Consider the following 13,979-nt stretch of genomic DNA (forward strand, 5'->3'; position numbering starts at 1 on the left):
TGCATTCTGAACGCGAGCATGGTTTAATTATAGATTAGAGAGAATAACGGCAAAGCCTCAGAAGGGAATGACATCGATGGCTTATCGAACATCACCATTTATTTCACCATTTGCAATTGTATCAATTGTTCTCGCACTAGGTGCAACCAACGTGGTTGTTAACAAGACGACTAACACTGTCAACGGTGCGAAGGCCACTAGTAGTGTGGTTAAAAGTTCATCTGCTAGTTCTACAAGTACGAAAAAGAAACCGGCGGATGATAGCTCGGATGAAAGTAACGCCAAAGATAAGGCTAGTTCTGATTCATCCAGTGATGATCAAGATAATAGCTCAAGTAGTAGTAATGATAATACTGATGACAGTAGTAGTGCCGATGAAACCAGTAGTTCGGCTAGTTCAACCAATAATACCAACTCGAGTTCAACAAATAGTAGTACCACGACTGATAGTAGTAGTTCATCTTCTGATACGACGGATGATGCTAGTTCCGATGCTGAATCGTCAAGTACGACGGCGTCAAGTTCAGCAACAACGACGTCACAGTCAACAACGGACACCACTACTAGCGACGGGGGCGAATAACGAATGTTTAGTATTTTAGATATGATCAATCACGCCTTGGGTTATGTTAATGTCAATGTAAAAATTAAGAATCAAATTTATATTGGGATTGGAATTGCTGGTAACTTGTACTTAGGGTATGTGGCGATTCGGTTGATGCAAAACGGTGCGTGGTTGCGTGGTATTTTGTACATGCTCGTTTTTGTGGCCTTGATTTATTTTATTACGTTAAACGTTATCTATTACTTTACTAATAAGACGGCTAAGTATGATTTATCACCGCAAATTGAAAAATTATTAGGTGGTAAACCTAAAGAAGCACTAGCGGCTGAACAGCAGGCGCAACAAAATCAACAACAGCCTTATATTCCCGCAAATGGTATTTTTGACGGACAGGAACTTTTGCCAGCAACGGTGAAGACATCCCGTGCTGAACAGGAAAATGTGCATCAAATCGTCGACCAGTTACAGGCGGCTAACATTGTCCGGTTAGATTACGGTGGCTTAAGTGATGATGCTGTCATTAAGCAGGCACAAGCAACTGGTGAACCCGTGTATGCGATTGGTCAGGGGATTCAAATTCCGTTTTCACAGCTGAAATTGGAAAATCACCGGTTAGTTATTTATGCGGGCATTAACCAGATGGATCAATTCCCAGTTGGCCACATCACTAGGGTTGGTTTGACGGATGTCCATGATGCGCATGAAGATTATAAGCTGTACTTGGCATCTACGGTAATTACGGGTGGTATGAGCAAGATTGCAGGGCGAACATCAGCCATTGAGCAAGCGGGTGATTATCAGATAACGGCCCAGGTTGCGTATGAGGACCGAGCGGATTAGTAGCTAGTTTGGCGTTAAGTGGTATAACAATGTATCGAGTGTTGCGAGCGACAGTTTCGGTTAACCTAACAAGCTTAACCGAAACTGGCCGGGCCTTGTAACACGTTTCGATAGTCAAATTAAAATAACCGTTGTGAGAAGATTCTCGCAACGGTTATTTTAATTTGAGCATCAAGTGCATTTTGTGTGGGTTATTCAAAAAGTGCTAAAATATCGAGCGGTTTTTCAAAGCGGTGGGCCACAGTTTGATGATTAGCATTAGGATCCATTCCCCAGGCAGCTAGTCCAAAATCAACGTTAGCAGCCCGAGCGGTTTGTTCATCGCTGACGGAATCACCGATGAACAACGCGTTTTGAGGAGCCACGTTCACTTTTTCAAGCGCTGTTAGTAGTGGTAAAGGATCTGGCTTGCGTTTGGGGGTATCGTCAGCACTAATCGTGACGGCCATCCGCATCATGAAGGGGTATGGTCGCATGCCACTCTCTAATTCGTTCCGTCGTTGGGAAGTCACGATTCCAAGACGCAGTTCAGATGGTAACTGTTCGAAGAGACTGGTAATACCGGGATACAGTTCGATCTGATCATAATGACTGGCCATAGTGTCTTCATACTGGGCCTGAAAGTGATCGAACTCATTAGGTGCGATACCTAACTCTGCCATGGCTTGCTCGGCAGCCATTGGAAAAGTCTTTTGTGCTTGAGCTGCGTTGAATGGTTTGCCATAAGTCGCCAAAACCTCGCGCATTACGGTCGTGTAGGCTGGTTGGCTGTTCGTCAGTGTACCGTCAATATCAAACATGAATGCCTGGTAAGTCATATAATCGTTCCTTCCAAAATGAATTTAACCTCAGTATAGCAAATTCGACCTTGACAGTGATTAGGACAACCATTATAGTTAGATTAACAATTGATGAGGAGCTAATGATATGTCATTACCGTTAAATTCATTAAAATCTAGAACTAGCTTTTACTTTTGGTATTTTCGCTAGTGTTTGTGCCGGCTGCTTAGGTGCAAACACGAATCCGATGTTTGCATCGATGCGGTTGCCAAAAGTCTTTTGTGATTTAACGGCGCCCATGGATGATTGAGAATTCCAAGGGTGGCTAATAAGTTTGTTTTAGCGCGGTGACGCACCCTTTGGAGTTTCCAAGGGTGCGTTTTTTAGTACTATCCAGGCCGCTTCCACCAACGAAATTAATCAAAAACGGGAGGAACCCTCATGTCAATTAATTCAGAAACACTTGTTAACCATATGAACCGTGAAATTGCAGCGATTCAGCCGTCCGATATTTTAGCGTTCAATGCTGAAATTGCTAATATTCCAGGAATCGTGCGTTTAACTTTAGGAGAACCTGATTTTAATACGCCCGAACACGTAAAACAGGCCGCTATCAAGAGCATTGAAGCTGATGAAAGTCACTATGCTCCATCAAACGGAACGTTAGCATTACGAACCGCCGCCGCTGAATTTTTAGCCCAAAAGTATGATGTACACTATGATCCAGCTAGCGAAGTGATTATTACGGCTGGTGCCACTGGTGGCATCTATACTGCCTTAAGTTCGATTCTCAATCCCGGTGATGAAGTCCTGATTCCGACACCGATTTTTCCACTCTACATTGCAATTGTGAAATTAGCCGGAGCGACACCGGTCTTCATGGATACTTCCGCCAATGGGTTCGTGTTATCCCCAGAACAATTGCAAACCACGTTGGCAGCGCACCCCAAGACCAAAGCAGTTGTCCTCAATTTCCCATCAAATCCAACCGGTGTGACTTATCGGCATGATGATTTAAAGGCTTTGGCAGAGGTACTAGCCGATCAACCGATTTTTGTCTTGTCGGATGAAATCTATAGTGAGCTAACATACGGGGAGCGCCATGAATCAATTGCCAATTACTTACCAGAACAAACAATTCTACTTAATGGTGTCTCTAAGTCGCATGCGATGACTGGTTGGCGTATTGGGATCATGTGTGCGCCCAAAGCCATTACAACGCAATTAGGAAAAATTCATCAATTCACGGTGACTTCAACGACAACTAATGCACAAGCAGCTGCCACGGAAGCATTGAAAAATGGTCTTGATGATGGTCAAACAATGAAGCGTGAATATCAGGAACGGCGTGACTATTTGTATGACGCCTTGAATCAACTTGGTTTTCAATCTGCTAAACCAGAGGGAGCGTTCTACTTATTCAGTAAGATTCCGGCCGGATTACCACAAAATAGCATGGCCTTTTGTCGTGAATTAGCCCATGAGGCGCGGGTTGCTTTGATTCCGGGTAGCTCGTTTGGGCCTGGTGGTGAAGGCTATGTTCGGATCAGTTACGCGGCTTCGTTGGCTGACTTAAAGACGGCGGTTAAGCGGATCGGTGCGTACGTTGCTAGTAAGAAACAGGAGGATTAACCATGAAAATTTTAATGTACAGTGTTCGTGATGATGAACAGGACGCGATTCAAGCGTGGGCAACGGCACACAAAATTCAGGTGGATACGAATGACTTGGAATTTCACCCAGAAACGGCCGGGTTGGTAAAAGGGTATGATGGGCTAGTCATTCAGCAACGGAGTCCGATTGGTGGTGACGCCAGTTTATATCAAGATTTAGCTGCGGCCGGGTTAAAACAATTAACTAGTCGTACGGCCGGTGTGGATACGATTGATATTCCGGCAGCTAAAGCAGCTGGGTTAGTGGTGACTAATGTTCCAGCTTATTCACCTAACTCGGTCGCCGAAATGTCAGTTGCTCAGACGATGCGCTTAATTCGCAACTTAGAATTATTCGATCAACGAATTGGACAGCAAAACTTCCAGTGGGCGGGACTTCAAGCACGTGAAATTCGATCGTTAACTGTTGGGATTATTGGTGCGGGACGCATTGGGGGGACTGCCGCACGGCTTTTTCACGGTTTAGGCGCGAGGGTGATTGCCTATGACGTTGTGCGACATCCTGAACTTGAAGACGTTTTAAGCTACGTAGATACTAAGGAAGAACTATTGCGGCAAGCCGACGTTGTTGATTTGCACGTTGATCTCAATGAGACGTCGGCAGGTTTGATTGATGCAGCGGCCTTGAAATTAATGAAGTCGGATGCTTACATTATCAACGCATCACGCGGGCCGGTAATTGTCACAGAGGCGTTGGTTGCAGCTTTAAAGGCTGGTGAAATCGCGGGTTGTGCGCTCGATACGGTCGAGGGTGAAAATACGTTATTTAACCAAGATCATCAGGGAGAGGTCTTGCAAGATACAAATGTCGCCCAATTGATGCAGATGCCTAACGTCATTATTACGCCACATGTTGGGTTCTATACGAATTTGGCTGTCAAAAACATGGTTGATATAAGCCTGGATGATGTCTTAACGATTTTGAATGGTGGGACAACGGAACATGCTTTTTAATTGTTCTAATAATATGATCGCGGATTAAGATGGTATTTTAGTTGCAATGGGGAGTTGAAGCCTAGCAATGCTGGTAGTTGTAGGTGCTATACTGGTTTCCGATTGGCTGGTGAAATAAGTTCGACTACCTATATTGATACTGCTGATGCTGAATAGCGTGGAACAAGCAACTGTTTGGCGCACGTTTCGACAATATTGATAGAAAAATTATGCTCGGTTTCTTGAAATTTTTTCAAGAAACCGAGCATAATTGGTTTTGGCATAAACGCTTTATTGACAGGCTCTTTGCATTGGCTTACTAACTGAGTGGCTCGGCTAACCAACCGTTATCTAACAGCTGATGATAGTGTTTGCCAATCGGGACCCACAACTTCGCCTGCAGGATACTGTGAACTTCATCCCAAAAGAGTGGATCACGTTGTTCGTTATTCGATAGATTTAACTTTAAGTAGCTGCCAGTTTCAGTTTTAACAATAACAAAGGGGTAAAAAACTTTGATGATTTGGCCCGCCATAATATTAGTCATATTAGTTGCTTGATCAAGTAACATATCATCGTCTCCAATCATAATGGTGGTTACTAACTTTATCATAGCTATAGGTTAGCAATGTTTATTAAAGAAAGGCTAGCGAAAGCGTAAACAATTATTTAAGCTCGGCTCGTAGAAAGCGCCAATTATGAAAATTATGCGCCGAACGGTCCTCGACCTTTCAGTAGTGGTATGATTAACTTAATAGTTAAATTTAAGTTAATAAAATAACAAAAAGATTATCAAAAATATTGTCTAACTCTTATTTATCGAAGCGGTTATCAATAATAAAGACGAATTATTAGTTACTTTAGTTTGAAAATGTTCAAGATTGAAGCAGATATTCAGCTATTTTAACTGAAATAAGCGGCCTGATTTCTCACTATTTTATCGATAACGAACAATATTTGACTACTTTTTGACAAAATTACTAATTATGTATTAAACTATTTAAATAGCATTAACGAAGAATAAGGATTTCTTAACTTTAGCTATTAATGCAACAATTCTAGACCGTCAGTCAACAGGCTGATAGAGAAAGCGAAGGTGACTGCAATGTCAATGATCGAATTTCACGACGTCGAAAAGTATTATGGTGATTTTCACGCCCTTAAAAATATTAATTTAACGATTAATGAAGGTGAAAAAGTTGTTTTGATCGGACCGTCTGGCTCAGGTAAGAGTACCCTGATCCGAACTGTCAATGGTTTGGAACGGGTCCAGTCAGGTCAGTTGTTAGTCAATGGGTTTGATTTAGCCGATCGTAAAACGGATATGAATAAGATTCGTAAAAATGTCGGCATGGTGTTCCAACACTTTAACCTTTACGCGAACAAAACGGTGCTTGAAAACATCATGATTGCACCACGATTGGTCTTGAAGCGGCCAGAAGAAGAAAATAAAAAACTAGCTATGGATTTATTGGATAGCGTCGGTTTGGCTGATAAAGCCAACAGCTTACCGAGTCAGTTATCTGGTGGGCAGTCACAACGAATCGCCATTGCCCGTTCTTTGGCTATGAAGCCGAAGTGTCTCTTGTTTGATGAACCAACGTCAGCGCTAGATCCTGAAATGATTGACGATGTATTGAATGTTATGAAGAGTGTTGCCGAAGACTCTAGTATGACAATGTTAGTTGTGACCCACGAAATGGGCTTTGCTCGTGAAGTGGCTGACCGGGTTATTTTCATGGCTGATGGTGAAATCTTGGAAGACGATGCTAAGGAAAAGTTCTTCGATGGACAGCCATCGAACGAACGGGCCCGTCAATTCTTGGGTAAAATTATTACACACTAATTTGTAGGGGAGGACCACGAATGAAAAAGCTGAAACGACTAATTGGCGCACTCGGCATGCTTACCATGCTAGTGGTGGTCTTAACCGCTTGCGGTTCACGGCAATCATTATCAAAACAAGATGTCTTGACCAATGATAAAGCTAGCAAGACCATTACGTGGGGTGTTAAAGCTGATACGAAATTATTTGGGCTGATGGATGTTAAGGATGGTAAAATCAAAGGTTTTGATGCAGATATTGCAACGGAGCTGACTAAGCGCGTGCTTGGTAAAGATGCGACGGCCAACTTTGTTCAAGTGACGAGTCAAACACGGATTCCACTGTTAAAAAATGGGAATATTGATGCCATTATTGCAACGATGACTATTACCCCCGAACGTGAAAAACAAGTTGATTTTACTAATTCGTACTTTGATGCGGGACAATCATTGTTGGTTAAAAAAGGTAGTGCCATCAAGTCAGTCAAGGATTTGAACAAAACTGGAACTAAAGTTCTAGGTGTGACGGGGGCTAACTCCGTTGAAAACATTAAGAAAGCGGCTCCTAAGGCCAAAGTATTGGAATTGTCTGACTATGCGCAGGCGATGACAGCGCTGAAATCTGGTCAAGGAGTTGCATTGACAACTGACAACGGGATCCTTTATGGGATGGCTTCACAGAACCCGGGTTACGAAGTGGTTGGTGGGGCCTTTACAAAGGAACCTTACGGGATTGCCGTTAATAAGGGCCAAGAACCGCTAAAAAAGGCGCTTAATAAGGCACTCAAGGAAATTGAAGCGGACGGGACGTATAACCGCATCTTGAAGAAGTGGTTTGGTAACGTGGCCGGCTTCAACTATAAGGAGGCGTCACGCTAATGGGATACATTCTAACGCACTATTGGTCAGAGCTGATTCAAGGACTCGGATATACGTTGTTATCCAGTGTGATTGCTTTAGTATTTAGTACCGTCATTGGAACGATGTTTGCGATTTTTGAAGTCTTACCGAGTCGGACGATGCGAATTATTGGCCGAATTTATATTGAAATCTTCCGGAACATTCCGTTACTAGTTATTGCGATGTTTTTCTATGTGATTATTCCGATGTACGTTGCTAAAATCGATGGTTTTACAGCTGGGACAATCGGATTAACGATTTATACGTCGTCATTTATTGCTGAAACGGTTCGGGCCGGAATCCAGTCGGTTGATCCGGGGCAAATGGAAGGTGCGCGCGCTAATGGGATGACGTATTGGCAAGCAATGAGCAAAATTGTGTTACCACAAGCGTTTAAAATCATCATTCCACCGTTGGGTAACCAATTCATTAACTTGGTAAAGAATTCGTCAGTATTAGCTTTCGTGGCAGGGTTTGATTTGATGTATCAAGCTAATTCAATTGCATCACTCTCGCTTGATACGATTAATAGCTACGTGGTCGTCGGCGTCTTTTACTTAATCATTACATTACCGTTGAGTTACTATATGCGGCACTTAGAGAAAAAACTAGCAAACTAGAAGGGGGCGACGATTCATGCAAAACTTTATTCAAGCGTATTCATGGATAAATATCCGGTTCTTGCTCGAAGGACTCTGGGTCACGGTGGAAGTGTCCGTCGTTTCCATCATCGCCAGTTTTATTATTGGTTCAGTTTTAGGGGTACTTCGGTATGTTAAGATTAAATATTTATCAGCCGTGGTCGGCTTTATCGTTGATATCATTCGGAACTTACCGCTGATCCTAATTATCTTCTTTACTTACTTTGGACTACCACACCTAGGGTTTAAGCCGGGGATTATCTTTGCGGCCATCTTAGCCATGACGATTTTTGAATCGGCTATGTTGGCCGAAATTATCCGTTCTGGGATTTTGGCAGTTGATTACGGTCAGATGGAAGGTGCCCGGGCAAATGGGATGAGTTATGTACAAGCCCTGTGGCACATCGTGTTCCCACAAGCCATTAAAAAGACGATTCCGACGATTGTGAGTCAGTTTATCTCACTGATTAAGGATACGTCGCTGGCAACCATTATTGTTTTGCCAGAATTATTGAATCATGCACAAATTATTTATGGTCAAAATTCATCCTATATTTTACCGATGTTTTTAATGATTGCGGTAATGTATTTCATTATTTGTTACGCCTTGTCAATTTTGTCACGGGTGTTGGACAAGAAGTTGGCGTAACCGGATAGTAATTAAAGGAAAATCAACTAAAACCGGCAGTAACGTAAGTAAAAGCTTACGCTACTGCCGGTTTTTAGTTGAAAGCTTAACTTGAACAGTGATTTTAATCTGGCAACCATAAGGAAGGCATGATAGGATAACTAATTTTCTTACAAGTTATTGAAAATTAGGCATTCTGGTTTTGCTGCCGCTTCCAATAATAGATTGGGAAACCAACGGCCACGATAACCAGTGAAATCAAAACGCCAGATAAATCTGAGCCAATTTCGCTGATAATCACAAATAGTGCGCCCAGAATTGCAACCAGTGGTGTCACTGGAAATCCCGGTGTCGAGAATGGTCGTGCAGTAGCCGGCTGCCGTTTTCTTAAAATAAAGACACCGATGAAGGTCGCCACGTAGAAGCAGTAGACCGTGAAAATACAAAGATCTGAGAGGCGGTCCGGGTTAAAGAACAGAATCATAATGCTAGCGTATACGAGAATTGCAATCGTCGCAACAATTGGCTCGTGTGACTTTTGGTGTAAGTAGCTGAGTTGCTTAGCAAATGGCAGCTGATTTTGATCAGCCATGGCATACACGATGCGTGGGAAAGTCATGATCTTGCCGTTTAGACAGCCAACCATTGAAATGATAATCCCGATGTTCAGTAAGCGCCCGCCAATGGTACCAAATGCCGCTTGTGCAAAGTATAGGGTGGTTTGCTGCCCTAGTTTGTGAATCGTTGCTGCCGGGACAAAGTGGAGAATCCCATAACTAACTAAGGTATAAGCAATTAGGACCATCGAAATGCCTAAAATAATGGCTTGTGGCAATAACTTTTGTGGATTTTTAATCTCGCCACCCAAGTTAGCAACTAAGATCCAACCGTCATAAGCGAACAGTGTCGCGAGTACGGCCACCCCAAAACTACCAGTTGATTGGGTAATTGTATGTAAAGATTGCCCCAAGGCGTTCTGATTACCATAGAAGAGGCCAAAAATAATAATGGCGGCAATCGGTAATAATTTACCTAAAGTGGTTGCAATCTGGAAAGCCGCTCCCCAACGATTTTCGAACATGTTGAGAATCCCAATCAAGACGATGACTCCAATCGAGAGTGGGGCTTGCCAACTAGTATGAAGATTGAAAAAGCCGACTAGTAGAATACCAAGGTAAGCACCAATCGAGGCGATAATGGCGGGGCCATAGACGGCAATTTGCATCCAACCAGAGAGGAACCCCCACAGCTTACCGTAGATTTGTTCCATGTAGACGTATAAACCACCAGTATGGGGCATTTGGGCGCCGACTTCCGCAATCGTTAAACCGGCCGTTAATGTAATCAACCCACCTAGTAACCAGGCAAGTAATGCGGCGCTAGGCGACCCAGCACTATCAAGCACTGCGGACTGCTTAAAGAAGATTCCTGACCCGATAACCGTACCGACGACGAGTGAAAGTGCTGACCAAAAACCGAGTGAACGGTTCAAGGTCGTTGCTTGTTTTGTTTCCTGCATTAACCTGAGATCCTCCCTTAAAACAGCCAAATTCTAAATGATTGCATTTAGAATACCAGAATTTAATGGTGCTGACAATCGAATATCGGTCATTAAGGCTGGTTTTTTAACTAGAATCCGAACTAATAACGATATTATAATATATAAAGTTCGATAAAACAGCGAAATAAGCAACCTGAATTAGGTGGGAATTCTGGTTTGATCTAAAAGGTAGCTCGTGTCCATGATAAGTGAAAATTAAATCATTAATTTTCACTTATCATTGATCTTATTCAGCATTCAGATTAGTCATTAATTTGTTTAATAACGCCGTTAGTTGTTGCCATTCGGTCTGATCAAGCCCACCCTTAGCCGTTAATAGTGCGGGTAAGTCATTTAGTGCAACCCGGGTCGCCGTGCCTTGGGGAGTAAGTGTGAGTAAAGTGCTACGTTCATCCTGTGGATTCCGATGGCGGGTAATTAAGCCGGCTTGGGTCATACGTTTTAGAACGGGCGTTAGGGTACCGGTGCTTAAGTTAAGCTGGCTACTCAGTGTTTTGACGGGAACAGCTTGCGAGGTTGTCGTGTAGAGTGCAACGAGGACTAAGTATTGTGGATAGGTGAGTTGATGAGCAGTCAATGTTGGCTGGTATAGGCGCTGAATAGCATGCACCGTTGTATAAGCCGAAAAGCAAACATGGTCTTTAAGTGGTCGAATGATGGTTGGTTTCATGATGATTACCGCCTTTCTTAACAATAGTAGTTGAATGTTGTGTTGGACATGGCGCTGGCTGCGAGTAATGATTGTGCACAATTAATTGACTGGATTATAGCACATTCTACCGGTGATAGGGGGAGTTGTGCCAGCTAGAGTCATTGTTGATTGAACAATGCTGATAACGCAATCCTGTTTACGTGTGTTGATTTAGTGATCGAGAGGCCAACTGGTAATAATTTTTGGTTCTGTCTACAAAATAAAGTATAATGCTACGAGTAGGTAAGAGAGTGGGGTTAGATTGATGGTAATTGCAATTGTGGTGTTGTTGATGCTGCTCAGCATCGGCTTATTTGGGTTGCTGTTAGCCGGCGCAAAACGGCAGGCAGCAACCGTTTTTGACCACAGTTTTGGTTTCGGCATGGTCATTGGGGCCGTGACGGATTTTCTTGATACGTTAGGTATTGGTAGTTTTGTGGTGTCAACGGCAATTTTCCAGGCGAGTCACTATTTGAAAGATGAACGTCAGTTACCAGGAACTTTGAATACGATGCATGCGATTCCAACTGCCTTTGAGGCTTTTTTCTTTGTGACGGCGGTGACGGTCGAGCCGGTGACCTTAATTAGTCTAGTCCTGGCGGCGACGCTGGGGGCGTTACTAGGTAGCGAAGTGATGACGAAACTTAATCAGCGGTGGGTACAATTGATTATGGCCGTCGCACTGATTATTACTGCCTTGTTGATGGCGGCTAAGTTATTAGGCTGGATCAGCTTGTTAGGGGTTGCCAATCAAGCAACGGGGTTATCCGGTTGGAAATTGTTGATTGGTATTGGTGGCAATTTTATTTTGGGCCTGTTAATGTCAGCCGGTGTTGGGTTGTACGCGCCATGTATGGTGATGGTGTATTTCCTAGGGCTGACTCCAATCGCGGCTTTTCCAATCATGATGCTATCGTGTGCATTATTGATGCCGATTTCGGCGGTTAACTTTATTCGTCATGATCGCGTCGATTATCGTGGCTTGTTTGGTATTATTCTAGGCGGTATCATTGGTGTAGTGATTGCGGCGACCTTGGTTAAGTCACTGTCTTTAACAGCATTGAGTTGGTTGATTGTGTTGGTAAGTTGTTGGACGGCCTTTTCACTATGGCGTGCCGCGCAACGCCGGAAAAATGCATTATAGTCAACAGTATGAGTGGTTAGGCTAATCAAGCCTGGCCACTCTTTTTCGTCGTTGTTCAAAACGACCATAAAGGCGCTAGAAAAAATAGTGGCCACTGGTTGACAATTTATACAGCTGGCTGTATAAATGAAGGGGCAGGTGATTAAGATGAATCATGATGAAATGGTGGCGCGGCAAGTTCTGGTCTTAGCTCGTCAGATCAAGCGGCGTCGTAACCAACATTTGCGGACGGTGGGGCTAACGACTGAGCAAGCGGATGCACTGACCTTTTTTACGGATCAGCCAGGTCGCACGGTAACCGCGTTTAAGACGTATCAGGAAATTACCCATCAGACGGCCAGAATGATCGTGCAACGCTTGCAGACGCACGGATACGTCCAATTAGTGGTCAGTCCAACGGATGCGCGTGCCAAGCAAGTGGTAGTGACCCCGAGTGGGCGTGCCAAACGCGAGCAGCTTCGTCAACATGGCTGGCAGACAAGCGCGCGTATGTTTGCCCATTTAGATGCCGACCAACAACAGTTATTTTTGGACTTGTTACGACAAGTTAATCAGAATTTAGAGAGTGATGAGAATTGATGAAGACGCGTTTATATACGCCGGATGTAAAGTTAGTGTTAATGGCTAGTTTCTTCTTTTTAATGAGTCCAATGTTAATCAATCCCGTGATTGCAGGATTTGCGCACGGGATTGGCGCTAGTAGTGTGCTTGCCGGTACGATTGCCGGGTTGACGAATTTGACATCGCTAGTGCTCCGTCCACTTGCTGGGAATTTAACTGACCGGGTCTCTAAGTACCGTTTGACCTTCGTGGGGGGCTGTTTGTTATTATTGGCTAGTTTAGGCTATAGTCTGACGACCAACGTGACGTTAATCATGTTGTTGCGAATTTTGAATGGGTTGGGATATACCTTGTGTTCAGTCTGTATGGCGACCTGGATGGCTAGTTTATTGCCACCCGATCGAATTGGCTCTGGAATGGGCATTTATGGGCTGGCGAATGCGCTTGGGATGGCGTGTGGGCCGGCAATCAGTGTCTTCTTGTATCAACATTATAGTTATCAGAGTGTTTTTTGGTTAGCAGCGGGCTGTAGTTTACTGCTCGTCATCATGATTCAATTCGTCGGTGATCATGGTGAACCAATTGTGACGCCTCAAACGGCTACGACTAAGCATCATATTCGTATTGTACAACCGCGAGTGATTCCCGTGGCCTTGATTTTGCTTTTATTCTCATTACCATATTTTGCCACCCAGACCTATATTGTCAGCTACGTCGCTGCCCGACATTTTCATGTAGCAGCTGGGTTGTTTTTCCCGGTGTATGCGGCCATCTTATTAGTATTGCGAATTGTTCTCCGCGACTGGTTCGACCGGGTGCCATTTAAACGGTTCATCTGGCTATGCTTAATTTTCAATCTATTGGGATTGATTGGCTTAACCGACATGAACAATTGGGCGATGTTACTGCTGGGTGCTGCGGGACTAGCCGCCGGATACGGTTTGATGTTTTCGATCTGCCAAGCTAAAGCATTGATGCTCGTGCCGAAAGCTGATCATGGGCTAGCCAATAGTACGTTTTATATTGGTGTTGATCTCGGAATGTCGCTTGGTCCCATTATTGGCGGGCTGATTAGCAGTCAATTGCCGATGGTGTGGTTCTATCCCGTGATGATGGTGACGTTGCCATTGATTATCGTTGTTTACCTAGTCAGTCGTCGGCAGTTAGCATAAGCGTCGATGCAATAGTGGGCCAGCTAACTTTTAGTTCCCACTTCTGATTTGTTCAATAGTGCATTC

General features: G+C 43.8%; 15 protein-coding genes. 11 read left to right on the forward strand and 4 right to left on the reverse strand.

The window, feature by feature from the left end:
- Nucleotides 1-76: 76 nt before the first annotated feature.
- Together LP667_RS03425 and LP667_RS03430 are read left to right on the forward strand one after the other, a co-directional pair.
- Nucleotides 77-583 carry a hypothetical protein gene (locus tag LP667_RS03425; RefSeq protein ID WP_021730153.1) on the forward strand — a complete coding sequence of 169 codons (507 nt, stop codon included), beginning with the start codon at nt 77-79 and terminating at the stop codon, nt 581-583.
- 3 nt (nt 584-586) lie between these two features.
- Nucleotides 587-1,405, forward strand: a complete 819-nt coding sequence (locus LP667_RS03430; protein WP_056988360.1) for a DUF6681 family protein — start codon at nt 587-589, stop codon at nt 1,403-1,405.
- A 191-nt stretch (nt 1,406-1,596) separates the two neighbouring features.
- On the opposite strand, the gene LP667_RS03435 is transcribed toward LP667_RS03430, so the two are convergent.
- Nucleotides 1,597-2,223 carry an HAD family hydrolase gene (locus tag LP667_RS03435; protein ID WP_021730155.1) on the reverse strand — a complete coding sequence of 209 codons (627 nt, stop codon included), beginning with the start codon at nt 2,221-2,223 and terminating at the stop codon, nt 1,597-1,599.
- A 403-nt stretch (nt 2,224-2,626) separates the two neighbouring features.
- On the opposite strand from LP667_RS03435, the gene LP667_RS03440 reads away from it, so the two are divergent.
- Complete coding sequence (locus LP667_RS03440) at nt 2,627-3,817, forward strand: aminotransferase class I/II-fold pyridoxal phosphate-dependent enzyme (protein WP_021730156.1); 1,191 nt, start codon at nt 2,627-2,629, stop codon at nt 3,815-3,817.
- A gap of 2 nt (nt 3,818-3,819) precedes the next feature.
- Nucleotides 3,820-4,812: a D-2-hydroxyacid dehydrogenase gene (locus LP667_RS03445; protein ID WP_021730157.1), complete on the forward strand. Its 993-nt coding sequence runs from the start codon at nt 3,820-3,822 to the stop codon at nt 4,810-4,812.
- Between the two features lie 298 nt (nt 4,813-5,110).
- Here LP667_RS03445 and LP667_RS03450 read toward each other — a convergent pair whose 3' ends face one another.
- Nucleotides 5,111-5,362, reverse strand: a complete 252-nt coding sequence (locus LP667_RS03450; RefSeq protein WP_021730158.1) for a hypothetical protein — start codon at nt 5,360-5,362, stop codon at nt 5,111-5,113.
- Between the two features lie 534 nt (nt 5,363-5,896).
- On the opposite strand from LP667_RS03450, the gene LP667_RS03455 reads away from it, so the two are divergent.
- The 4 genes from LP667_RS03455 to LP667_RS03470 are packed head-to-tail and all read left to right on the forward strand — an operon-like array spanning nt 5,897 to nt 8,805.
- Entirely contained in the window at nt 5,897-6,637 is a 741-nt protein-coding gene (locus tag LP667_RS03455) for an amino acid ABC transporter ATP-binding protein (RefSeq protein ID WP_021730159.1), read from the forward strand.
- A 20-nt stretch (nt 6,638-6,657) separates the two neighbouring features.
- Complete coding sequence (locus LP667_RS03460) at nt 6,658-7,494, forward strand: transporter substrate-binding domain-containing protein (protein ID WP_021730160.1); 837 nt, start codon at nt 6,658-6,660, stop codon at nt 7,492-7,494.
- Nucleotides 7,494-8,135 (forward strand): amino acid ABC transporter permease, encoded by a 642-nt coding sequence (locus LP667_RS03465; RefSeq protein ID WP_021730161.1) that lies wholly within the window; start codon nt 7,494-7,496, stop codon nt 8,133-8,135. Before LP667_RS03460 ends, LP667_RS03465 begins: the two co-directional genes overlap by 1 nt.
- 16 nt (nt 8,136-8,151) lie before the next feature.
- The gene (locus LP667_RS03470; protein WP_021730162.1) at nt 8,152-8,805 is read left to right on the forward strand and encodes an amino acid ABC transporter permease; all 654 of its coding nucleotides are present in this window, start codon (nt 8,152-8,154) and stop codon (nt 8,803-8,805) included.
- Between the two features lie 166 nt (nt 8,806-8,971).
- On the opposite strand, the gene LP667_RS03475 is transcribed toward LP667_RS03470, so the two are convergent.
- Together LP667_RS03475 and LP667_RS03480 are read right to left on the reverse strand one after the other, a co-directional pair.
- Nucleotides 8,972-10,303, reverse strand: coding sequence for an APC family permease (locus LP667_RS03475; protein WP_056988361.1), 1,332 nt, complete (start codon nt 10,301-10,303; stop codon nt 8,972-8,974).
- A 268-nt stretch (nt 10,304-10,571) separates the two neighbouring features.
- Nucleotides 10,572-11,015, reverse strand: coding sequence for a MarR family winged helix-turn-helix transcriptional regulator (locus tag LP667_RS03480; protein ID WP_021730164.1), 444 nt, complete (start codon nt 11,013-11,015; stop codon nt 10,572-10,574).
- A 286-nt stretch (nt 11,016-11,301) separates the two neighbouring features.
- Here LP667_RS03480 and LP667_RS03485 point away from each other — a divergent pair, with 286 nt between their 5' ends.
- The 3 genes from LP667_RS03485 to LP667_RS03495 all read left to right on the forward strand — a co-directional run bounded on the left by LP667_RS03485 (nt 11,302) and on the right by LP667_RS03495 (nt 13,913).
- Nucleotides 11,302-12,180, forward strand: coding sequence for a TSUP family transporter (locus LP667_RS03485; protein ID WP_021730165.1), 879 nt, complete (start codon nt 11,302-11,304; stop codon nt 12,178-12,180).
- A gap of 138 nt (nt 12,181-12,318) precedes the next feature.
- Nucleotides 12,319-12,759 (forward strand): MarR family winged helix-turn-helix transcriptional regulator, encoded by a 441-nt coding sequence (locus LP667_RS03490; protein ID WP_080235558.1) that lies wholly within the window; start codon nt 12,319-12,321, stop codon nt 12,757-12,759.
- Nucleotides 12,759-13,913: an MFS transporter gene (locus LP667_RS03495; RefSeq protein WP_021730167.1), complete on the forward strand. Its 1,155-nt coding sequence runs from the start codon at nt 12,759-12,761 to the stop codon at nt 13,911-13,913. The genes LP667_RS03490 and LP667_RS03495 overlap by 1 nt, the downstream gene beginning before the upstream one ends.
- Nucleotides 13,914-13,979: the final 66 nt, after the last annotated feature.

Origin of the sequence: Lactiplantibacillus paraplantarum (assembly GCF_003641145.1) — a bacterium.
GTDB classification, from domain to species: domain Bacteria; phylum Bacillota; class Bacilli; order Lactobacillales; family Lactobacillaceae; genus Lactiplantibacillus; species Lactiplantibacillus paraplantarum.

Bases quoted from the DNA above. Each gene is read 5' to 3' on its own strand.
- LP667_RS03425 (WP_021730153.1), top strand. From the start codon at position 77: ATGGCTTATCGAACATCACCATTTATTTCACCATTTGCAATTGTATCA.
- LP667_RS03430 (WP_056988360.1), top strand. From the start codon at position 587: ATGTTTAGTATTTTAGATATGATCAATCACGCCTTGGGTTATGTTAAT.
- LP667_RS03435 (WP_021730155.1), bottom strand. From the start codon at position 2,223: ATGACTTACCAGGCATTCATGTTTGATATTGACGGTACACTGACGAAC.
- LP667_RS03440 (WP_021730156.1), top strand. From the start codon at position 2,627: ATGTCAATTAATTCAGAAACACTTGTTAACCATATGAACCGTGAAATT.
- LP667_RS03445 (WP_021730157.1), top strand. From the start codon at position 3,820: ATGAAAATTTTAATGTACAGTGTTCGTGATGATGAACAGGACGCGATT.
- LP667_RS03450 (WP_021730158.1), bottom strand. From the start codon at position 5,362: ATGTTACTTGATCAAGCAACTAATATGACTAATATTATGGCGGGCCAA.
- LP667_RS03455 (WP_021730159.1), top strand. From the start codon at position 5,897: ATGTCAATGATCGAATTTCACGACGTCGAAAAGTATTATGGTGATTTT.
- LP667_RS03460 (WP_021730160.1), top strand. From the start codon at position 6,658: ATGAAAAAGCTGAAACGACTAATTGGCGCACTCGGCATGCTTACCATG.
- LP667_RS03465 (WP_021730161.1), top strand. From the start codon at position 7,494: ATGGGATACATTCTAACGCACTATTGGTCAGAGCTGATTCAAGGACTC.
- LP667_RS03470 (WP_021730162.1), top strand. From the start codon at position 8,152: ATGCAAAACTTTATTCAAGCGTATTCATGGATAAATATCCGGTTCTTG.
- LP667_RS03475 (WP_056988361.1), bottom strand. From the start codon at position 10,303: ATGCAGGAAACAAAACAAGCAACGACCTTGAACCGTTCACTCGGTTTT.
- LP667_RS03480 (WP_021730164.1), bottom strand. From the start codon at position 11,015: ATGAAACCAACCATCATTCGACCACTTAAAGACCATGTTTGCTTTTCG.
- LP667_RS03485 (WP_021730165.1), top strand. From the start codon at position 11,302: ATGGTAATTGCAATTGTGGTGTTGTTGATGCTGCTCAGCATCGGCTTA.
- LP667_RS03495 (WP_021730167.1), top strand. From the start codon at position 12,759: ATGAAGACGCGTTTATATACGCCGGATGTAAAGTTAGTGTTAATGGCT.